17 protein-coding genes and 1 pseudogene are annotated in these 21,248 nt (G+C 30.1%); 11 read left to right on the top strand and 7 right to left on the bottom strand.

What is annotated here, in order from left to right; translation table 11 throughout:
- The first annotated feature begins 219 nt into the window (after window positions 1–219).
- From ACFO3U_RS10640 to ACFO3U_RS10590, 11 genes and pseudogenes are all read left to right on the top strand, one after another.
- Window positions 220–3,282 (top strand): Eco57I restriction-modification methylase domain-containing protein, encoded by a 3,063-nt coding sequence (locus ACFO3U_RS10640; protein ID WP_379741841.1) that lies wholly within the window; start codon window positions 220–222, stop codon window positions 3,280–3,282.
- Window positions 3,283–3,293: 11 nt separating this feature from the next.
- Entirely contained in the window at window positions 3,294–4,574 is a 1,281-nt protein-coding gene (locus ACFO3U_RS10635; RefSeq protein ID WP_379741838.1) for an SIR2 family protein, read from the top strand.
- A complete protein-coding gene (locus ACFO3U_RS10630) occupies window positions 4,567–6,330 on the top strand; it encodes an ATP-binding protein (RefSeq protein ID WP_379741835.1) in 1,764 nt (587 codons plus the stop codon). Before ACFO3U_RS10635 ends, ACFO3U_RS10630 begins: the two co-directional genes overlap by 8 nt.
- 60 nt (window positions 6,331–6,390) lie before the next feature.
- Window positions 6,391–7,056 (top strand): hypothetical protein, encoded by a 666-nt coding sequence (locus ACFO3U_RS10625; protein ID WP_379741832.1) that lies wholly within the window; start codon window positions 6,391–6,393, stop codon window positions 7,054–7,056.
- Between the two features lie 43 nt (window positions 7,057–7,099).
- Window positions 7,100–8,482 carry a hypothetical protein gene (locus ACFO3U_RS10620; RefSeq protein ID WP_379741829.1) on the top strand — a complete coding sequence of 461 codons (1,383 nt, stop codon included), beginning with the start codon at window positions 7,100–7,102 and terminating at the stop codon, window positions 8,480–8,482.
- A 137-nt stretch (window positions 8,483–8,619) separates the two neighbouring features.
- A complete protein-coding gene (locus ACFO3U_RS10615; protein WP_379741826.1) occupies window positions 8,620–9,141 on the top strand; it encodes a hypothetical protein in 522 nt (173 codons plus the stop codon).
- 12 nt (window positions 9,142–9,153) lie between these two features.
- Window positions 9,154–9,546, top strand: a complete 393-nt coding sequence (locus tag ACFO3U_RS10610; RefSeq protein WP_379741823.1) for a helix-turn-helix domain-containing protein — start codon at window positions 9,154–9,156, stop codon at window positions 9,544–9,546.
- On the top strand, window positions 9,536–9,979 hold the full coding sequence (locus ACFO3U_RS10605; RefSeq protein ID WP_140963774.1) for a hypothetical protein: 444 nt from the start codon (window positions 9,536–9,538) through the stop codon (window positions 9,977–9,979). The genes ACFO3U_RS10610 and ACFO3U_RS10605 overlap by 11 nt, the downstream gene beginning before the upstream one ends.
- A gap of 113 nt (window positions 9,980–10,092) precedes the next feature.
- Window positions 10,093–10,287: pseudogene (locus ACFO3U_RS10600) on the top strand (winged helix-turn-helix transcriptional regulator); the annotation flags it as partial.
- A gap of 1,421 nt (window positions 10,288–11,708) precedes the next feature.
- Window positions 11,709–12,131 (top strand): DUF6943 family protein, encoded by a 423-nt coding sequence (locus tag ACFO3U_RS10595; RefSeq protein ID WP_379741820.1) that lies wholly within the window; start codon window positions 11,709–11,711, stop codon window positions 12,129–12,131.
- 28 nt (window positions 12,132–12,159) lie between these two features.
- Window positions 12,160–12,339 (top strand): hypothetical protein, encoded by a 180-nt coding sequence (locus ACFO3U_RS10590; protein ID WP_379741817.1) that lies wholly within the window; start codon window positions 12,160–12,162, stop codon window positions 12,337–12,339.
- A gap of 239 nt (window positions 12,340–12,578) precedes the next feature.
- Here ACFO3U_RS10590 and ACFO3U_RS10585 read toward each other — a convergent pair whose 3' ends face one another.
- The 7 genes from ACFO3U_RS10585 to ACFO3U_RS10555 form a co-directional block, all read right to left on the bottom strand.
- Window positions 12,579–12,794 carry a hypothetical protein gene (locus ACFO3U_RS10585; RefSeq protein ID WP_264558352.1) on the bottom strand — a complete coding sequence of 72 codons (216 nt, stop codon included), beginning with the start codon at window positions 12,792–12,794 and terminating at the stop codon, window positions 12,579–12,581.
- Window positions 12,795–12,828: 34 nt separating this feature from the next.
- Window positions 12,829–13,221, bottom strand: coding sequence for a DUF5675 family protein (locus ACFO3U_RS10580; RefSeq protein ID WP_379741814.1), 393 nt, complete (start codon window positions 13,219–13,221; stop codon window positions 12,829–12,831).
- Complete coding sequence (locus ACFO3U_RS10575) at window positions 13,221–13,979, bottom strand: hypothetical protein (RefSeq protein WP_379741810.1); 759 nt, start codon at window positions 13,977–13,979, stop codon at window positions 13,221–13,223. The genes ACFO3U_RS10580 and ACFO3U_RS10575 overlap by 1 nt, the downstream gene beginning before the upstream one ends.
- 779 nt (window positions 13,980–14,758) lie before the next feature.
- A complete protein-coding gene (locus tag ACFO3U_RS10570; RefSeq protein WP_379741807.1) occupies window positions 14,759–15,658 on the bottom strand; it encodes a mechanosensitive ion channel family protein in 900 nt (299 codons plus the stop codon).
- Between the two features lie 79 nt (window positions 15,659–15,737).
- Window positions 15,738–16,298, bottom strand: coding sequence for a 2'-5' RNA ligase family protein (locus ACFO3U_RS10565; RefSeq protein WP_379741803.1), 561 nt, complete (start codon window positions 16,296–16,298; stop codon window positions 15,738–15,740).
- A gap of 1 nt (window position 16,299) precedes the next feature.
- Window positions 16,300–17,343, bottom strand: a complete 1,044-nt coding sequence (locus ACFO3U_RS10560; RefSeq protein WP_379741800.1) for a Gfo/Idh/MocA family oxidoreductase — start codon at window positions 17,341–17,343, stop codon at window positions 16,300–16,302.
- Window positions 17,344–17,511: 168 nt separating this feature from the next.
- Complete coding sequence (locus ACFO3U_RS10555; RefSeq protein WP_379741797.1) at window positions 17,512–20,796, bottom strand: fibronectin type III domain-containing protein; 3,285 nt, start codon at window positions 20,794–20,796, stop codon at window positions 17,512–17,514.
- Between the last annotated feature and the right edge of the window lie 452 nt (window positions 20,797–21,248).

Here is a 21,248-nt window from a genome sequence, read left to right as displayed (position 1 = left end):
TGCCAAAGCTTAACTAATATTTTATTAGCGAAACACTACACATTCTGTAGTAAATTGCAAATGAAATATCAACTTATCTTTCATAGTAAAATGGTGAGGTTTAAACGCACGAATTCACTACAAATCATAAATTATAAAACTGTTAAAAACTCAATTCACTATTCCTACAATATCCATAAATTTTTACTAATTTGGTAATCTAAACTTTAAGGTTACCACATGGCATTATTCCAAACATCTGTACTCAATAAATATTTGAGCCAACAAGATACAGACAAAGTTCAAAAAGCATACAAAAAATACAGCAAATACTTCCACAATTCGACTATTCAAGAAAATATCCGAAACAGCAAAGAAGAACAATTTCAAGAAGGATTTCTTAGAGAACTTTTTGTGGAGATTTTAGGATATACCCTAAATCCAACTCCAAAATTCAATCTAACTACGGAATTCAAAAACCTCAAAGGTGCAAAAAAAGCTGACGGTGCTATGCTTAAAGGAGGTAAAGCAATTGGTGTTATTGAATTAAAAGGTACAGATACTAAAGATTTAGAAAGCATCAGGCAACAAGCATTTGATTACAAATCCAATCATGTGGGTTGTACCTATGTGGTTACTTCAAATTTCGAGAAACTACGTTTTTATATAGACGATTCTGTTTGGTTTGAGGAATTCAATTTGTTCACGCTAACAAACCAACAATTCGAATTGTTATACCTCTGTTTGGCTAAAGAAAACATAGTAGCAGATAAACCTTTAAAAATAAAAGAAGCTTCCATAGTTGAAGAAAAAGACATTACCAATAAACTATATGGGGATTATTCCTTATTCAAAAGAGAATTGTACCGCGATTTAGTAAAACAGAATAAAAATAATGCTTTGTTTCGTGATAGTAACGAAAAAAACTTCAAACTAACATTATTCAAAAAATCGCAAAAACTATTAGACCGTTTCCTTTTCATACTATTTGCAGAAGATAGAGGATTATTAACACCCAATACAATCACAACCATCAACAACGAATGGTTAGCATTAAAAGAATTAGATGTTGAGGTACCATTATACGACAGATACAAACAATATTTTGGATACCTAGATACAGGGAGAAAAGGAACAGATAAAAAAGAAGAAATATTTGCATACAACGGTGGATTATTTGAACCAGATACTATTTTAGACACCATAACAATTGATGATGATTTATTATTACGTCACACAAAACACCTTACAACCTATCATTTCGAAAGTCAAGTAGATGTAAATATTCTAGGGCATATATTCGAGCATTCCTTAAACGAAATTGAAAGCATTAATGCAGAAATCGAAGGAACATCGTTCGATAAACAAAAAACCAAACGAAAAAAAGACGGAGTATTTTACACTCCAAAATACATTACCAAATACATTGTTGACAATACAATTGGAAAACTGTGTACCCAGAAAAAACAGGAAATAGGGATTACAGACGAAGAGTATGCAAAAGGTCGAAAAAACCGTCACGAAACAACAATAAAAAAATTAGACCAACAACTAAAAGACTATCGCGATTGGCTGTTAGAAATCACAATTTGTGATCCAGCATGTGGTTCTGGTGCATTTTTGAACCAAGCATTAGATTTTTTAATCAAAGAACATACATATTTAGACGAATTAAACAGACAACTTTTTGGCGGTTTCTTGGTGTTTCCAGACATTGAAAACCACATTTTAGAACGAAACATTTATGGCGTAGACCTCAACGAGGAAAGTGTGGAAATTGCAAAGCTTTCATTGTGGTTACGAACAGCACAACCCAAAAGAAAACTAACAAGCTTAAACAAAAACATCAAATGTGGCAACTCATTGATAGAGAACAAAGCCATAGCAGGTGAAAAAGCTTTCAACTGGAAAGAACAATTTCCTGAAGTATTTGATAAAGGTGGTTTTGATGTAATTATTGGAAATCCTCCTTATGCAGGTAGAAGCAGTTCTGTAAATGATGATGAAAAAAAATATATAAAAAAAAGGTTCTCTTCTTCTGAAGGTAAGTTTGAATTATATCAACTATTTATTGAAAAATGCTTTGAACTGGTTAAGATAGAAAATTCATTTATTTCTTTAATAACACCGCAAACATGGCTTTCAATTTTGCAAGCGACAAAGCTTCGAAAGTTAGTCTTAAAAAATAATGAACTTTATGAAGTTGTCTTTTTAGGAAAAGATATTTTTGAAGATGCTTCAGTAGACTCATTAATTTTTATTATTAACACTGGTAAAAAATTTAATGTTATAAATTTTTTGAATTCAAATGTCCTTTTAAATAATAGTACATTGTTTAATGAAATTAAATATTCGTCTATAGATACAAATTCTTTTATCATTCCTTTAGCTAACAATACTATTAATAATATTCTAATTGAAAAAATAAATAAAAATTCAACGATTTTAGAAAAAATTGGAATATGGAGTGATGGTGTGAAAATAGTTGGACCTGCAAAAGATTTTGCATTCCAATATGAAAAAATTGATGATACTTTCTTTCCCATTCTTTTAGGGAAAGATATAGAGAAATTTTCTTTGAGTTGGAGCGGTCTATATTGTTGTAGAGATAAAGCAAGAATAGAAAGTTACAATGCATCAGATATTAGATTGCGAGATAGTTCAATGTTTAATAGAGAAAAAATTTTAATTCGTAAAACTGGAAATGAAATTGTAGCAACAATAGATAAAAATAATTATTACAACGAACAAAGTCTCTTTAATTTTGGGGTTTGGGACACAAATTATAATTTAAAAATAATATTAGCCATATTGAATTCCAAATTGGCTAATTTTTTACTTAAAGAAAATGCTTTTTCTAAAAAAGAGACATTTCCTCAAATTAGACTTCATTGGCTAAAAGAATTTCCCGTTCCTAAAATAATTGAAAGTAAAGAAGAAATTATAGAACTTGTGGATAGAATTTTAGAGAAAAAAAATGAAATAAATAAATTAAGCAATAAGTTTTTAAATTATTTGTCAGGGCAATACAAACTAGGAAAATTATCCAGAAAGTTAGAAAACTGGTACGAATTATCGTTTACAGAATTCATTTCAGAACTCAACAAAGCAATAAAAGGAACTAGCCAAACTTCATTAACAAAAAAAGACGAATTCGATTGGATAGAGTTATTTGAAGAAAACAAAACCAAAGCTAAAAACTTAATATCCGAAATAAATCAAATAGACGACAATATAAATGAAATGGTTTATGAGTTGTATGGTTTGAGTGAGGAGGAAATTGAGATTATCAATAATAGCTAAAACAAGAAATCATGAGTAAAAAATTCATTTATTTAAATGGAAAAAAATCTGTAGAAGTTCAATATGGTGCTGAAGATGCAATTGTTGAAGTATATATTGATGGTGTTATACATCAGTTTGATGAAAATAATCCAAATAAGTTAGAATATGCTATAGCTACAAAAAGAGAAAAATATTCCGAATTTTTGAATAATCAATTCGAAAATTTGATTATACTAACTGGTGCTGGATCTTCTGTTGGTATTGGAAAAGATCTTCAAATTGGTGAAGAAAAAAAAGAACGTAAAGGAAGATTATTAGCCCAACTTTGGGATGATGTTAAAGAGGTAATTTCGGAAGAAACACTTCATGAATTTTGCAAGTTAGTTAAGTATGAAGATAAGTTTATAAAAAATGAAGGAGAAGAAGAACAATATGTTAAAAACTTGGAAAAACTTCTTTCATTAGCAAATATATCTAAGAATTATGTAGAACATACTCCAAAACAAGGAGAAGTTAAAATTATTATTGAAGATGTTATAAAGAAAGTAGAAGAAGTTATAAAAACAAACTGCACCTTAAAATTACCTCAAAATGCTCCACATTCTCTTTTTATTGAAAAAATTGCAAAACGTAAAGTAACAAATCCTAGAGTAAAAGTCTTTACATTAAACTACGACACATTATTTGAACAAGCTGGACGAGAAAAGAATTTTACTATTATAGATGGTTTCTCATTTTCACATCCAAGAACTTTCAGTGGTCGAAATTTTGAATTGGACATAGTTTCACGAAATTCAAGCCGTGTGAAAGAAGAAGATAACTTCATTCAAAAAGTGTTTCATTTATACAAACCACACGGATCCGTTGATTGGACTAAAGAAGAAAATCAAATTATTCAAAAAGATGAGCCAGAAAAATCATTAATGATTTATCCTAAAGATAGCAAATATGAAAGTTCATACGAACAACCATATTTTGAAATGATGTCGCGTTTTCAACAAAACTTACGAAATGAAAATACATTGTTAATTTGTATAGGTTTTAGTTTTAATGATAAACATATTGTAACAGCTATTATTGAAGCATTAGAGCAAAATCCAGGATTTCAATTAATGGTTGTTAATAAAGAAATTGATAGTTGCTCAAATTCATTTAAGCCAATTTTTGAAGCAGCTAAAATCCACAATAATATTGTCTTAATTGATGAAGTTTTTGAAGACTTTGCAAAGCATTATCCCGATTTAAAATCGTACAACCAGGAAGATGCTAAAAAGATTATTCTCAATTTAAACAACTATAAATATGAGTAGTAATCCATTTAATCACAGTCATTTTATTGGATATATAAACCAAGTCACACCTCAATATGTAAAAGTTCACTTCCCATCGTCAGTGTTAATGAAATCTTTTACATTTTATGGTGAAGAGCTAAAAGGTGGCTTAGTTGGAAGTTATGTAGTTATCGAAGGTGAAAAATATGGTTTTCTGGGCAAAATCCTTGAATTAAGTTTGCCTGAAAAAGAACGACTTGAATTAAGTGAAAAATCATTTAATACAAAAGAATTTCATCCAACTGGAAAAATAGAAATCCTGTTGTCATTCGAGCTTTTTGAACCATCAAATATTGATAAAGGATTAAATTCTTTACCAATGATTGGAGCAAAAGTATTTATATGTTCATCGGAGTTTATTAAAGGTTATTTTAAAGGTTTTGGAGTAAAAAAAGAGCAGCAAGATAAAGCTCCAGTAATTGAATTAGGTAGATTAACCTATGATAAATCAACAATTGTTGAACTATCTCAGCAAGCCATATTTGGTAGACATTGTGCTATTGTTGGTACAACAGGTGGAGGTAAAAGCTATACCGTTAGCAAATTAATAGAAGGAATGATTGAAAACAAAAGCAAAGCAATTATTATTGATCCCACCGGAGAGTATTCAAATTTTGATATAAACAATGAAATTGCTAGTAAACCATTAATACTGACAAATGATGCTTTTTTTCATTATTCGAATTTAACTGTTTCTGATTTATTTGTTCTTCTTAGACCATCAGGTCAAGTGCAATCGCCTAAATTAATGGAAGCCATAAAGTCCTTGAAAATTCTGAGAATATTAGAGAATAATATTGATAACGATTTTATAACCAAACCTGATGAAAATACATATTCAATTAAAATAACTGATGTAATAAGAGAAGAAATAAAAGTTAGTAATAATACAATTTTAAAAGCAGGACAATTAATAAGACCTTTCAATAGAGTATATTCAAAATTTTTAAATCAAATTGAGGGTTTAAATTCAGATTTTAATATAGAATCTCTTTCGTTTCAACTTGTAAAAGAATGTATTAATGATGTAGATTTTAATAACCATCATAAATGGGGTGGGATAAATAATAATCATGCAACAAACTGTATAAGCTTAATACTTAGAGTAAATAATCTAATAAATAACCCTGAATTTAATAAGATTTTTGGTTTTGAAAAGCAAAAAAATGATCCTTCTGAACTTATAAATGGAATTAATGAATTCATTAATGGTGATTTAAATATCCTTAGGATTGGATTCGAACAGGTAAGTTTTGATTTTCAAGCAAGAGAAATATTAGCAAATGCAGTTAGTAAATTTTTATTAGAATTAGCCAGAGATAAAAGATTTCAGGAAAGTCCTATTGTTTTATTTGTTGATGAAGCACATCAATTTTTAAATAAAAAGGTTAAAGACGAATATTTCGAAACTACGGATTTAAGTTCTTTTGATAGTATTGCCAAAGAATGTAGAAAATATGGTTTATTTCTTTGTATTGCAACACAAATGCCCAGAGACATTCCTAATGGTACTTTAAGTCAAATAGGGACTTTTATTTCTCACAGATTAATTAATCATCAAGATAAAGAAGCTATTGCAAATGCCTGTTCGTCAGCCAACAGAGATACACTATCATTTCTACCTGTTTTAGGCTCTGGAGAAGCAATATTAATGGGTGTTGATTTTCCAATGCCTGTTATGTTAAAAGTTGAAATGCCTTTGATTAAACCAAAATCAGATACACCTCTATTTTAAATTATAAAGAACACCAAAAACAAATAATAGGAAAATTTATAAAATATCAATTCAAACAAAATGATCAACTATAGTTCACACATTAGGTCGTTCGGGATAAAATGGAATATTAAAATCGAACCTGTTTATAGATTGTTAGACAATGCTGACTACATAAATAACTTTTTCGAGAAAGGCGAAATAATGCTAAGTTGTTTCAATAATTTTAAAAAAAATCCAGATGAAATGCAAGGTGACAAAGAAGAAGGTCACGCAATAGTTGGTGAATTTGGTAATGGTTCAAGAAATAGCCATGTCATATATGAAGCAGGTTTAAATGCTTTTGTAATGTCAACTACAAGTAAAATAAATGATACACTAATTAAAGATTTTAATGCGGTTGGTGCAATTAAAATTAAAGACCCATCAATGTTTGCTTTTGAAATTGCTAAAAAACTTCCTTATGTAGAATCAGGTGTTGAAGGATTTTGCAATTACAAATCATCTAGAGTTGAGTTTTTACAAGGTGAAGAAGGCAAAATATTAAATTCATTAGACTTTAATATTCCTTCAAGCTATCAAATATTTCAGGAAATTACTAAAGGGATAGAATTATTTTTAAAACTAGATAAGTATGAATATCAAAATGAATATCGATTAGTTTGGTTTTCAAATGAGGACATCAAAGATTCAATAATTGTGCGTTGCCCAGAAGCTATAAGATATTGTGAAAAAATATTTTTTTAGATATTATTCTTCAAAATAATTTGTACGAAAAACATTTAGAATAATGAAAAAACCCAAAATTAAAAATTTCACTCAAGAATTATCTTGTATAGAAAAGTTTGAAAGTTTTAAAAAACACAAGGTCATTATTGATAATTGTGAGGGAAAAGCACACATTACAAAAGCAAAAAAAGAATTTAAACTAGTTTATGATGGAGTTTTTAAGTACTGTCCAGACAACAAAATAAAAGTAGCAATTGATGATTTAGAATTTACATTCCAATCAAGAGATTTTAATGAACCTTGTAATGATATCTTGGCCGATGTTTCAGCACAACATACTTTTGACATAGACAAGGTTTACAAAGGAGATATTAACAAAGTTGCATTATTTAGAATGTTCTTTTTTGATAATTCAAAAAGAACCAACCTTTTCCACACAAAACTAGAAACAGTTAAAAATGATGACATAAATATTTGGGCATTTGATTGTGTTAGAACGAGTGTAAATCAAAACAGATACGACATAACACAATATAAAAATAAAGATAAAAGCTATTTTGTAATAGAAAATTTAGAACCATCATCGTTAGAAGTATTTGAAAAAGATTCTTATGCCATTCAAAAAGGAATTGGTTTTTTAATAGGATACATGCCCGGTGGTCAAAACTATATTTTTTCAGGAGAAAATTTCATTTATAAAAGACTAGCTAGAAAATCATTAAAATCTATTTTTCATCCAGTAACTTCCAACCCATATTCAAAACTGCATAAGGAAAAGAATATTGCAGACAATTATTACGGAAAATTAAAAGTAATACCTATAGAAGTAATTTCAAATTTCATAATACAAATTAGAAACAATGAAGATTTTTCGGTAGCCATAATTTTTTTAATGGAAGTAAGCCATCTAAAATCGGTCGTTTCAATGCCTGGTGTCTTTTCAGTTATTTTAGAATCTCTTGCTAATATCATTACAAAAAAACAAACCAAATTAGAAAAATTAATAACCGAAGAACAACTATTTGAAAATATAAAAAGCGACTTAAATACGGTTATAGATAGCTATAAAGGTAAAATAGATGAGAATGCTGAAATAAAAATCCGAAGAAGAATAAACGAATTAAACAAACCCATAAATCCCAAACGATTAACAAATGCTGAAAAATTACGACAACCTTTTGATCAATTAAAAATCAAACTCTCTTGTGCAGATGAAGCAGCAATTGATTTTAGAAACGATTTATTACATGGTAATATTTTAATGAATAATGAAACAACAAGAACTAGCAAAGAGATAGACAATAAAATGCTCTATGCAAGTGCTAAGTTATATACTTTATTAAGCAAACTGATTTTAAAAAATAGTGGATATAACGGCTATGTAATAAATCATGCTAAATTCTACAATAAAAATTCTAAAGAAGAGTATTTTGAAATTATCTAACTAATTTAAGACATATTAAAAAATAGTTTTAAAGTAACAAATAGTATTCTTACATTTGAAAAAATAAACTAAATAGTATATTAAATAATCATAAAATACACTTAAAAGTGTATTTTTGTTTGCAAAATAATAATAAAGTGAATATATTTGCTCTAGAAATATGGGATGATGAAGCTGCTAAATGCACTTTTTACACCGTAAAATATGATGATGTTGAGACAAATGAAACTGATTTATTCTTTGAAAAGTATGATGCATTAGCAGAATATAAAGAAGCAAATCAAGAATTGTTGTCTTTTATATTGTTATCAATTGGTAATGATCACGGAGCAATAGATGAATTATTCAATAGAGATGAAAACGAAGTCAAAGGATTACCTGTACAAGGAAAAAGAACAGTCGAAAATATTACCTATCATTTTCCTGAATTCCCATTACGATTATATGCCTTAAAAATCACAAATAATATAGTTATTCTTTTCAATGGAGGCATCAAAGATGGTCCAACAAATCAAACAAGTTCATTGCATTTAGAATGGAGAGCAGCATGTGAATTCGCAAAACGAATTAATGAAGCTTTACACGATGGAACAATAATTGTAAATGAAAAACATAGAAAACTTACTAATTATGATGGTTCAGATGAAATCATCCTCTAAAAATCCAAAACAATGAGAAGCAAAGTAGCACAAAGAATTTTAGCAGAAACATCGGAAGAAACAAAAATCTTCGCGAGATTGTATGCTGATATCGTGGTTCGAGTAAATCAATTGTTAAAAGCAAAAGGATTTAGCCAAAAAGACTTAGCAGATAAGTTAGAGAAAAGACCTTCCGAAGTGAACAAATGGTTAGTAGGAGAACATAACTTTACGTTGCGTTCTTTAGCTAAACTTGAAGCAGAACTTGGGGAAACAATTATTAACGTTCCACAACGCAAGCCAATGGGAACAACTGGATATGTAACACTGTATAAAAACAATGTTATAAATACTGATGTAGCATATACCAGTGCATGGAAAAAATCAAAAACAAACAATAAAACAGCATTAGCAAATGTCAGCTAATTTATTACAACCTGAAAAAATTGAAATTGTTGATTTTAAAATCATAAAAGGACAAATTAATAGTCCATTCGATTTTGAAGATGAAAAAGTGCAAGGACACAATTTCAATGTGAACTTTGAATTGGGATTTAATATTCCAGATAAATTAGTTAAAGCTGATTTTTCTGTAAATGTGGAAACCAAAAGTGAAAAAGAAGATAGCGAAGAAGCAATCGGAGCGTTCAGTTTTGTTTATGTTTTTCATGTCGATAATATTGAAGAATTAACCAAGTTAGAAGAAGACAATACAGTTACAATTAGTCCTGCATTAGGAAATGCTTTAGCTGCAATTACATATTCAACGTCAAGAGGAATATTAATGACTCGTTTTCAAGGTACAGCTTTAAGTAATTTTATATTACCTGTTATTAATCCAAATAAGTTAATAGAATAATATTTTGTTCTTCAAAGAGTATAATATGTCCCATTTATAGTAAATATTTGGGACATTTTTTTTAAACAAATAATTCTAAAATGTAAAATTTCGAAAAGTGGGTAGAAAACTTAACGGAAAATAGAGTTGATATTCTAAAAAATATTCATAAAAACAGTATAATCACCATTCGTGAGCTATCAGAGAATATTGGCTTAAGCCTTTCTGCTATTGACAAAAACTTGCTTTTCTTAAAAGATTTAGGCATACTAGAAAGAATGAACGTTGCTAAAGGTGGATACTGGGTTATTCATTTTAAATTACCATAAGTGGGTAGAAAAGGTTAAAATAAATGAATTAAAATCTCTTTCCAATTGCCACTCCTTTATCAACGCTCCTAAAAAAATTACTGTCATGGTTTTTGTCCCAACGCACATCAAGCACTTTGCCTGTTGGCAATAACCTTTTGTTTAATAATGAAATTCCAATAAGCCATCAGCCAAAGAGCTTGCCCAACGCTCAAAACAAAAACACGTACGCTTCGCAACTCATGCCAGTAATTTTTTCTCCCAAGCTTAGTTACATAATGTGGCATTATAGTGCATAATCAAAATCCCAATTCCAAAAGAGAATAACGGATGCACTATAATAACATTATGTAAAAAAGCCGCACAGCCAACGCTCGTGTGGTTTGCTCCAGGACACCTTTTTTAAAAACTTCCTCGCACCAGCCGGTTTTTAAAAAAGGCATCCTTCACAAACCACTTTCATAAGTCCGTTGAATATTTGAAATTGTTAGAAAAATATCACATCGCATGACTAGCAGTATTGTTTTATAAACTAACCGCAGACATAGGTAGTATTTTCATTGTTTTTGTGCGTGCTACATTTCCAAAACAACCCAATTCATAATTCATAATTTTACATTCATAATTACTTTCTGGCACCCACAAAATCAAAAAGGGACAGCAAGAGTGTGTTTTTTTATTTGCTACAAACCATAGACTCCATTGCTTTCACGCTGGCCAGATGCCTTAATCCTTTCCACAAGAGCTAATCACTAATTACTAATCACTCAAAAAAAGGCATCTATCCAACATAAAAGCAATCACAACAATCCCATAAGCAAATAAAAAATCACACACTTGCCTGCGCTACTGCCTCATCGCACTAGGATAGTTTATGCATTGTTTTTTGAAGATGCTTCCCATTTCCATAAGCACATTTTTACTGAACACTAACAACTGATTACTTAACACTATCAATGCATCCTCAAAAATCAAATCCACAAAAGAGTATTGAAATTTAAAACAGGATAAAAGCATTATCTATAATTTGCCAATGGTTATTTATCCTGTTTTAAATTTCAATACCCTTTTAAGAACTACCACATTCCAAAACACAATCAAGTTAGATAGAACGTTACCAAAAAAACACCCGATTTCAAAACAACTATTGTTTTGAAATTCAAAAAAATAAAAATAAAAAAAAGGAAGCAAAGATAAGTTCCAGGTTTACAAAAAAGCAAGTTCAAGCCCTACGGGTTTCGGATAAAATCTCCACCTTATCAGGTAGTATTTTATCCGAAAAACTTGCTTTTTTGAAACCTTCCACTTGAAATGACGGCTTTCTTTTTTTTCTTTTTTTCTTTTGAAAAAATTTATGGGTGGAGCATAGCGAGACACACCTGCATTTCATAAGAAACACCGTAGAAAATTGAAAATATAACCAATTTTTAAAAGCCGATGTTATGCTAAAATTTGTCATTAAAACATACACTAAAGGAACGATTTACAAAAATCCACACCTATTCATTTTAAACAAAGGATTGAACAGTGGAAAGCCTTCAAATGAGCCATTCACTAATAGTTTTGTTATCATTTTCGAGAACAACGAAGATTTTGATAATATCAATTTAACTGCTTATGCACTTTGGAAAACTAAATTCTGGCATCAATTTCTTTGTGGTTCAGTAATTCCATTTTTACGCTTACACGATGTTAGAAAAGAATTTTCAAACAAAGTCAACCAAGAGATAAAAGACCACGAAGAACACCTTAAAAACGTTCAAACTTTAAAGCTTTTAGAACAATCTGAAAAACGATTCAATGAAAATCTAAATCTTATTAATGATATGCGTAGAGTGATTTTACATCGCTATTGCAATAGATAATATTTTTTTAACTTTTAAATTTATAATTATGAGCATCTTTTTGTTATTTCAAACGGACACATGGAAATCAAGAGCTTCAAGAGTGTTTTTTGGAGCTTTTGATAGTAGAATCAAAGCATTAGATTATGCAAAATATAACGAGTTATATTGGTGCAATTCTGATGTGGTAGTAGTTGAGGTAGTACTCAATCAATTCGGAGAATTCTAAAAAAAAATGCCTAATCCATTTGGAAAAGGCATTTTACAATTTAACCCAAAGGTCACCACAACTTGGGCTAAACTTATTTTCTGTGCTTCTTTTTTTGTAGACTTTTAAGCAGTAAAGATATAGTAAAACTGACAATTGCTCCAACGGATGCCAAAACAATTGTTTTTGCTATATCTTCAGAATTTATATTTGGTACCATGCTTAAAAATGTACCACCTGCGGTTCCCATTAGAGTATGGTTATTCGCTGTCATCTGTTGTAGTAAGCTGGCTTGTTGCAGTTAAAACTCCTCCAGCAACTGCCATATAACCTCCAATTGTTGTAACTAATACTGGTAAGGCGATTGGAGCAGCTAAAATCGTTCCACCAACAGCAGCCAAAACCAAACCAACATTTCGAAGCACTTTAAAAAACTTTGGAGTAGGAGCTGTAGCTCTATTTACTATTTTTTTCATAATTTATATTTTTTCATTCCAAGAAAATGGGAATCTATTCAACAATCAATTCAACACTTTCTTTATTGTCCAAAGCTTGATAAACTAACGTTTTAAGCTTTTCAAATGCTTTTCGAGACATTAATCCTAAACCTGGACCAGAAAGTTTTGTTACGGGAGCAATACAACCATTCAATTCTTTCAAAGCATTATTAGCAGGATGAAGTAAAATAAAACTTCTATTTGCTACATCTAAAACTTCTAAATGCCATTTGAATTTCTGACTATATCGCTTTCTAATAAAATATTTCCCTACCGGAATGCAGGAAACTCTCTTTTCATTATTCTTCCAAGGTAATTCAATCGTATAACAAATAAATTTACCATCACATTCGAGTTTTCCGTTTGTTCCGTCAGGGAAATAAGTTCTAGTTAAATGAATAACCATTACACACCACCATCAACTTTAGCAAGTGATAACGGATTAAAAGCACCATTTTTCAAAGGATACATTTGTCCATTAATTTCTTGATAAAATTCAACTCCAACAGCCAAAAACAATGGTTTTGTACTTGCTGGAGTTACAGCATTCACTTGGTTTATTGCAGCGGTAGCTGTATTATCCCAAGGTAAAATCGCAGTTTCAGAACTAGAAACCACAAAAGTTTCAGTTTCAAAATCAACTTCTGCACCTCCAGAAATAATTTTAAAGTGAGTTGTTCCACTTGGAGCTGCAATCATGTTTGCAGGAATAAATGATACCAAATCCACTTTGATTTCTCCAACTACACGGTCAATTGAAGCCACAAACGGAGCAAACAAAGAAGTTCCCAGCTTACCACGAATATTGAATTCAAAACCAAATAGCAATTCAGCTTCTCCATCAATAACGTTTCTTAAACCTCTCTCACTTACTAAATCCGCTTGAATAACTTTCACCATTCTTTGCGTCAAACGACTCACCATTCTACCATCAGCAGAGTTCAATAGTAATGGTCTAAAAGCTGTTCTTAAAAGCTTTCCAGCCTTTCCAGCTCTTCCAAACTCCGAACCATTCTCACGTGTTCTTTGAAAAGCAGGATCACTTGCAATTCTGCTAGCGTCAATTCCACCTTTCTCACGAGCTAAATGTCCGTCTTGGGTTTTATAAAAAGTAATATCTCCGATAGTACCTTTTAATTTAATTATGCCTTTCTGTCTAGCCATAACTTAAAAATTTAATTAAACAATCATTTAAAATCTCCTTCATTCTATCAACAGGTTGCAACCACTTTCCGAATGATTTAAACAAAGTTTACATAACATTTAGCTAAAGAAAAAGATATGAGTGTACCATATGTCCAAAAACGACACAAGTGTCTTAAATAAACATAAAAACACAATAAATACGTTTAATAAAAAAGGATTAAATTGCAGATGAATTTCTGCAAGTCAGAAGTAAGTCAAAGCCTAATCAAAGGTATAGATAAAGTATGAAAATTGAAAAACAGAGGGTATGCATCTATCCAAAGGACATACAACGAATAACAGGTAAAAGTTATCGTCAAAGTACTAGATTGATGCAAAAGGTAAAAAAGGACCTTAACAAGTTCGAAAATGAGTTTCTAACAATTGAAGAATTTTGCTCATATGCTGGCATAAAATATGAACAAGTAACTCACTTGATTTTTGGTTAATTTTCTTGAAAATATTTCAACATTATTAACTTAAAAATAGAGTCATTATATACTTAAATAACTAGTTCAAATTTTAGTCTTGATGCTTTAATATTCAAACTATTATTCTTATATTTGACTACTTTGAATTTAGATTAATTGTTTCCCAATATTGAGGAGTCAGTCAAGGAGTCACTTAGAAAATATACTTTGCGAAGTATTGATTTTATTGGTTATTTTTATTAGTAACAAGACCCTCTTTCTCCGCGAAAATTAAACCCTAACGATTGATTATCAATTAGTTAGGGTTTTTTTTGTATGTAAAATGTTTTATTGTTCTTTATTAGAAATTTGAACAGGCATTTCACCTAATTTTGTTCCTCCTTTAATCCCAAAATCTAATGTACGAATAGGGAAAGGAATCATGATATCATTAGCATCATAGGCTTTTTTAATTTTCATGATAGCTTCACTTCCTACTTTGTTATAAACGGATTGTTCGGGTGAGCTAATCCACATTCTTACAGATAGATTGACTGAGCTATCTCCAAATTCCACAAAATATACTTGGGTAGTATCTTCTTTTGACAATTCTTCAATATCACTAACAGCATCAAGGGTTATTTGTCTTACTTTTTCTAAATCATCTCCATAAGAAACACCAACACTTAAATCAAAACGTCTTTTTTGTAAGTAGGAATAATTTTCAATAGGATTTTGAAAAACCTCTTTATTTGGGATAATAACTGTTTGTCCTTGAAACGTTTCTACAACAGTATCACGTAAATTTACTTCTTTGACTTTACCCATATAATCTTTAACTTCTACAATATCTCCCACTTTTAAAGGCTTTCTGAAGGAAATAAAAATTCCTGACATAAAGTTTGCTGCAATATCTTGGAATGCAAAAGCTAAAGCCAAACCTAAAATTCCGGCACCTGCTAGAATAGAAGTAACTGCTTTATCTAATTGTAGAATACTTAAAACGGTGAAGCAAACAATTCCAATAAAAATGAAATAAATAATAGAACTAAATAAGTTGTTTAAAGTAACATTATTAGAAACCTTATGGATTAGTTTACCAGCTATTTTACGAATAAATTTTGCTATATAAAAACCAATCACCATAACAACAGCAGCTAATGCAATATTAGGTAACAATTTTATAATGGCTTCAACCCAATCCGTAAGTTTATCCGTAAGTAAATCTGTGATTTTATTTATGTCCATGTTTTTTAATTTATTCTAAGACAATATACCAAAAGATTACTTTATTTACAACTAAAGATAAATTAAAATTGATTTCGTTTTAAAATAAGCTTCCTTGAATTTCTTCAGAAGAATCTTCATTTTTGAATTCAAAAGAATCGATTATTTCAAATTGTTTTATACTAGGATTAAATTTTCTTAAGAAAACTGAATGACATAGAAATGATAAATTAATTTTTTGAAATAAATTATTTGCTGTATTTAGTTTTTTATCATCTAACTTTCTAGCAATTGAAAGATGAGGTTCACTACTTTTATAAATTTTGTTAATGGATAATGTAGTAGTTAAACTTTTCATTATGTTTTTTAATTCTGATATTGAATCCTCTGAAGGTTTAATAAAAAATGCTCCATTTGGATAACTATCAAAACCATTTAATTCAATTTCAATAGGAGAGTAGGTAGATGTTTTTCTATCGATTTGTTTTTTAACGATTTCAATATTATTTTCTGTTGTAGAAAATTCACAAATAGTAATATGAGCTAATGAATTTTTACTATTATACCAACCAATTTTGTCTGCTAATTGAAGTTTCATTTTTTTAATTTCTTCAATTGTATTTGAATCAGGAATAAAAGCTAATGAATATTTATTTTCCATTTTAATTCAAGCTAATTACTTTTTTTTGATTAGAACTTTCAATTGCTGCTTCAATAATTTGCATTACTTTTAAACCATCTTCAGCGGTAACAGGTTCTGTTTTATTTTGAGTTATTGATTCATAAACAGCTTCAAAGAAATCATAATAATTACCATTTAGCGTTGGAATTGTTTTACGAATAGTTTCTCCGTTTACATTAATATTTAAAAGACCCTCTTTTTCTTTTGGTTCTTTTCCCCAATTTTCTATATTTGGTTTAGCTCCAGCTTTAAGAACATCTTCTTGTATGTCAGCACGAGCTTTTAAAAAGCTTCCATTTCTACCTTGTAAAGTAAATCCTGGAAATTGTTCTTTATTAAAAAAACCTGCATGTAGCCTCACTCTTTTATCATCATAATACAATAAAATATCAATATTGTCATTAACTTCAGAATGCTCTCTTACAGTTCTAATATCAGCAAATACAGCAATTGGAAATCCAAAAAGACATAATGCTTGATCAATTATATGTGGTCCTAAATCTTTTAAAATTCCTGCACCAGCATTATTACTTTCTTTCCACTTTTTTGGACTTAAAATAGGATTATATCTATCAAAACGAATTTCAGCTTCTATTATTTCTCCTAAGATTTTTTCATCAAGTACACTTTTTACAGTTTTAAAATCACTGTCCCATCTGCGATTTTGGTAAACCACAAGTTTAAGTCCTTTTTCTTGGGCTAAATCCTTTAATTCTTGAGCTTCTTTTGCAGTTGTTGTGAATGCTTTTTCTACAAGAGCATGTTTTCCAGCATTTAAAACTTGTTTTGCATATTCATAATGGGTATCTATAGGAGTGTTTACAATTACTAAATCAATACCATCAGCAAGAAGTTCTTCGATAGAAGAATAACTTTTTACAGTAGGGTAGTCGAGGTGAATTAATTTTTTGTTACGTTCCCATGAACCGACTAATTCAAAACCCTCATGCATTTTAATAAAAGGAGCATGAAATACTTTTCCTGACATTCCATAAGATAAAAGAGCTGTTTTTATTTTTTGCATTTACAAGTTTTTTTATATAAACAAATTTAAAAAAATAGATAAAATTTGCACTTGATATTAGTGTAATGTTAACATATTTTATCTTCAAAATTTACTTGAAATTTATTAAAAATAAAAAAGGGTAGCAATTTTATTGCTACCCTTTAAATAAAAATGGTTTATTATGATTTATTGCTTAATCACTTTAATTGCTTTAGTAACATTACCAACAGTGATGTTTACAATATAAGCCCCAGCAGTTAAATTTGTCATATCAATTTGAGTTGAAGTGTTTCCAACTTTTCTTGAAATAACTTCTTGACCTAATAAATTAATTACTTTTACAGATGAAATTTCTGAAGAGTAAGATAAATTTAATACGTCGTTAACTGGATTTGGATAAGCTACAAAATTTGAGTTATCAAAATTATCAGCACTTAAAACTGTGTTTACTTGAATTCCAAATGAACCATCAGTTGCTGTTCCCCATCTATCAACTTGAACATAATAAGTATCACCAGAAACTAATCCTGTTAAAGAAAGATAAGATGAATAATTAACTGTCGTTCCTCCATCTTGATCACATCCTACAGCTGTACCTAAAGTTGTTAAATCACTACATGTTACTCCTGTTGCTGCATATACAGCAATTTCTGTATCACCATCAGATAGTGTACCTCCTGTGAAATCTGTTGTAACATCAACAGCACCAGAAGAAGGAGCAACAAAACTAAACCATACTGATCCACTAATTCCTCCATTGAAACATGATGGAACTGGCTCAGAAGTTTGAGCTGTAGCAGCTACAAGTGTGTAATCATTTCCAGTAGCAGGAGCATTTAAAGTAAGAGCAACTGCATTACATAAATTATCATTAGCTGGAGGTGAAGCTAAAGTAGTGAATGATATTGTTGACCATGTACTTCCACAGTCTGATCTAACATGAAAATAATATGTTGTTAAAGGAGTTAATGTAGTTGCAGGATATGTTGTTAATGTAGTTGCTGTTCCTGCTCCTGTAGGATCTGCAGCATTATTATCTAGAACATATTCGTAGTTAGCACTTGAACCCATCCAAGATAGATCTGCAGAAGTGGAAGTCACATTAGCTACAGCAAGACTATTTGGAGCAGGACATGTAGGTGTAACATCAATACTAATATCATCTAATGAAATATACCAAGGTGTACCATTCATATATCCCTTAATACCAACATAATAAGTTCCAGTAGTTACAGGAGTAAATGATCCAGTAAGTTGTTGATAGTTACCATTAACAATTCCAGTACTAGGCACAATAGCATTTGTCATTGCAGCTGCTGTTCCATTATTTCCATAACTAATTAACATATTTGAATTAGTTGCAGTAGCTCCATCTTGTCTAGCATATAATTCAACAGTATAGTTAGTTCCACCAACTAATTCAATTGGTATAAAAATCCAATCTTCATTACCATATCTTAAAAAAGCATTCCAGGCACCAGTTCTAGGAGCTCTATTATATGTTGTAAGAGTGTTATTAGCTGTCCAATCTTGAGTTCCAGTAACTGATTCTCGTAATAAACATCCTGCCACAGTAGTATTATGTGTATACCCTGATTCGAAACCTTCAAAATATGGAATTGTATAGGCTACACAAGGAGTTGTAAAACTAAATGGTCCAATCCAAACGCTATTTCCGCTTGTACCACCACAACTAGCTTGCACATAATAGCTATAAGCAGTTGAAGGAGATAATGTTGTTATTGTGTATGGGTTAGTTGTAACTCCTAAAACTTGAGTTCCTGCTCCTTGAACAAATCCTGTAGGACCATATTCAATGTTCCAAGTCGTAGCAGAACCACCTTCTGTCCAAATTAATTCTGCCGAAGTAGCCGAAATCGCTCCTACTGAAAGTGATGTTGGTTCAGGACAAGCAGGAATTGCTTCCCATTTAACATCATCAATGTAAGCTGTTGTAGTTGAACCAGGATAACCTGGATTTTTTATCACAAGATTTTTTACACCAGTAGGAATTCCTGTAGGAACAATTGTGAACTCTTGAGTATTAGCAATTACAGTTGATGGAAGAGTTATCTCTTGTAATTGTATATAAGTACTAATATCAGTAGGATCTGACATATAACCAACTTCAATAATATGACCAACTAAAGTTGCAAAAGCTTTAAATTTAAGTCTATGTGTATTAGCTTGTAAATTTGAAACTGCCGGTAAAATTGCATAACCTTCTGTAGGTGGTGTTGCTGTTCCACTAGCGTACATATATAATCTATTTGCTGATGACATTGGTGCAATAGCTCCAGTAGTAATGTAAGTACTAGCTGTTCCTGCTTTGCTCCAACAATCAGGCATTGGAGTATTTGCACCTGCAGCATAGGTGTCAAAGTTTTCAATAAATTCTGTTACATCAGCACATAAAGTTTTAAAAGTAAATGGACCTGTCCAAAAACTAAATCCACTTGGAGAACAAACTGTTCTTACATAAACATCATATGAAGTTTGTGAGTTAAGAGTAGAGAAATTGAATGAATTTGTTGCACTTGGAGTACCTGTTGCAGGTATTGCATCTCCACTATTAACAATTGCTACTTCAAATGTATCTGTTGAATTTGCAGAATCCCATGTAACAGAAGCATCAAATGAATTGATAACAGTAGAACTAATATTTGTTGGACCTGCACAAGTTCCAATAAGTTTTCCAGTTGCAGCAAAAAGATTAAAAACACCACCACTGTTTTTTAGAACAGTAATTCCAGTTACAATTTTACCTTGATTTGCTACATCAATATTTAAATCCAATTGATAAATTCTTGGATTATTTGCAGGATTCTCTAAGTTGTTGTTTGTTAGGTTTCCTCTACCTATTCCTGAAATAATAACAGGTAATGTTGTAGCATTAAACCAATCTGGAATTGCTGCATTTGAAATTACTTGAGTAGTTGCATCAGAAAAATTTACTGTAAAAGTAACATCAGAAGCTCCACTCCCAGATGTTACTGCTAAATGAATTTTTTCATACGAATTTGCTTCTGCAAAAGTAATTGTAGATTGACCAGCAGCACCAACTTGATTTACTCTCAAGGAATTGTTGCCACTGTAAGAAGCCATTTGAAAATATAAATCACTGTTTGCCACATCGAGTAAACCACTAGTAGGTAATCCATAGGTAGTTGGAGTTGCAGTACCTGAAACCTGAGTACCTAGAGCTAAATAGCAGTAATTAACACCATCAACATCATTTGTTGTTGTTGTGTTTAAAGCACCAAGACCATTAGCAATAACGTCAGCATTATATCCAGTTATAGTCAATGGCAAGTAACTAGCTGGGTCAATTGTCTTCGTAGCAAAAGCTATCGATTTTTTCTTTTTTGGATTTTCAGCTTTTTTTGGAGTAAATGCTACTAAAAAGCAAAAAACACCAAATATTGCAAGCTTGAGATAAAATCCTTTTAAATTAAAGTACTTTTTCTTCATTTTGTTATTTTGGTTAAAAGGTTAAAATTTTAGTAAATATAAAAAAAATGAAGTTGTAAACAATATTAAAAATTCAAATAGTATTAAAACTTTGAACTAAATTATTATTATTAGTTTTATGTGTTGTTTTATAATAAATTGACAATTTTTATTTTTTTTTAAATAATATAAAATAGTTGTTATTTTTTCTCAAGAAAAATCTTTATTATTTACTGATATTTTTTGACTTTATTTAAATGGTTATTTCAAAGAAATTGATATTTAAAACAAAATGCTACAAAATATTTGTAGCATTTATCTTTATAAAAAGGTGTAGTTATTGTTTTAGATTTTTATTACAAAATTGACTTTTAATTAGCGACAATTTTATCATAAAAAATGTTCAAGAAAATGATTAAATAATCATTAGGCTGTTTTAAAAAAGTAATTAAAAAGTTTTAGTAATTACAGCT

Source organism: Flavobacterium ponti (assembly GCF_042652765.1).
In the GTDB taxonomy this organism is placed as follows: domain Bacteria; phylum Bacteroidota; class Bacteroidia; order Flavobacteriales; family Flavobacteriaceae; genus Flavobacterium; species Flavobacterium ponti.
The sequence above is the reverse complement of the archived record's forward strand: the minus strand, read 5'-3'. Positions and strand labels throughout refer to the sequence as shown.

Coding starts and splice junctions, on each gene's coding strand:
- ACFO3U_RS10640 (WP_379741841.1), top strand. CDS start 220: ATGGCATTATTCCAAACATCTGTACTCAATAAATATTTGAGCCAACAA.
- ACFO3U_RS10635 (WP_379741838.1), top strand. CDS start 3,294: ATGAGTAAAAAATTCATTTATTTAAATGGAAAAAAATCTGTAGAAGTT.
- ACFO3U_RS10630 (WP_379741835.1), top strand. CDS start 4,567: ATGAGTAGTAATCCATTTAATCACAGTCATTTTATTGGATATATAAAC.
- ACFO3U_RS10625 (WP_379741832.1), top strand. CDS start 6,391: ATGATCAACTATAGTTCACACATTAGGTCGTTCGGGATAAAATGGAAT.
- ACFO3U_RS10620 (WP_379741829.1), top strand. CDS start 7,100: ATGAAAAAACCCAAAATTAAAAATTTCACTCAAGAATTATCTTGTATA.
- ACFO3U_RS10610 (WP_379741823.1), top strand. CDS start 9,154: ATGAGAAGCAAAGTAGCACAAAGAATTTTAGCAGAAACATCGGAAGAA.
- ACFO3U_RS10605 (WP_140963774.1), top strand. CDS start 9,536: ATGTCAGCTAATTTATTACAACCTGAAAAAATTGAAATTGTTGATTTT.
- ACFO3U_RS10595 (WP_379741820.1), top strand. CDS start 11,709: ATGCTAAAATTTGTCATTAAAACATACACTAAAGGAACGATTTACAAA.
- ACFO3U_RS10590 (WP_379741817.1), top strand. CDS start 12,160: ATGAGCATCTTTTTGTTATTTCAAACGGACACATGGAAATCAAGAGCT.
- ACFO3U_RS10585 (WP_264558352.1), bottom strand. CDS start 12,794: ATGAAAAAAATAGTAAATAGAGCTACAGCTCCTACTCCAAAGTTTTTT.
- ACFO3U_RS10580 (WP_379741814.1), bottom strand. CDS start 13,221: ATGGTTATTCATTTAACTAGAACTTATTTCCCTGACGGAACAAACGGA.
- ACFO3U_RS10575 (WP_379741810.1), bottom strand. CDS start 13,979: ATGGCTAGACAGAAAGGCATAATTAAATTAAAAGGTACTATCGGAGAT.
- ACFO3U_RS10570 (WP_379741807.1), bottom strand. CDS start 15,658: ATGGACATAAATAAAATCACAGATTTACTTACGGATAAACTTACGGAT.
- ACFO3U_RS10565 (WP_379741803.1), bottom strand. CDS start 16,298: ATGGAAAATAAATATTCATTAGCTTTTATTCCTGATTCAAATACAATT.
- ACFO3U_RS10560 (WP_379741800.1), bottom strand. CDS start 17,343: ATGCAAAAAATAAAAACAGCTCTTTTATCTTATGGAATGTCAGGAAAA.
- ACFO3U_RS10555 (WP_379741797.1), bottom strand. CDS start 20,796: ATGAAGAAAAAGTACTTTAATTTAAAAGGATTTTATCTCAAGCTTGCA.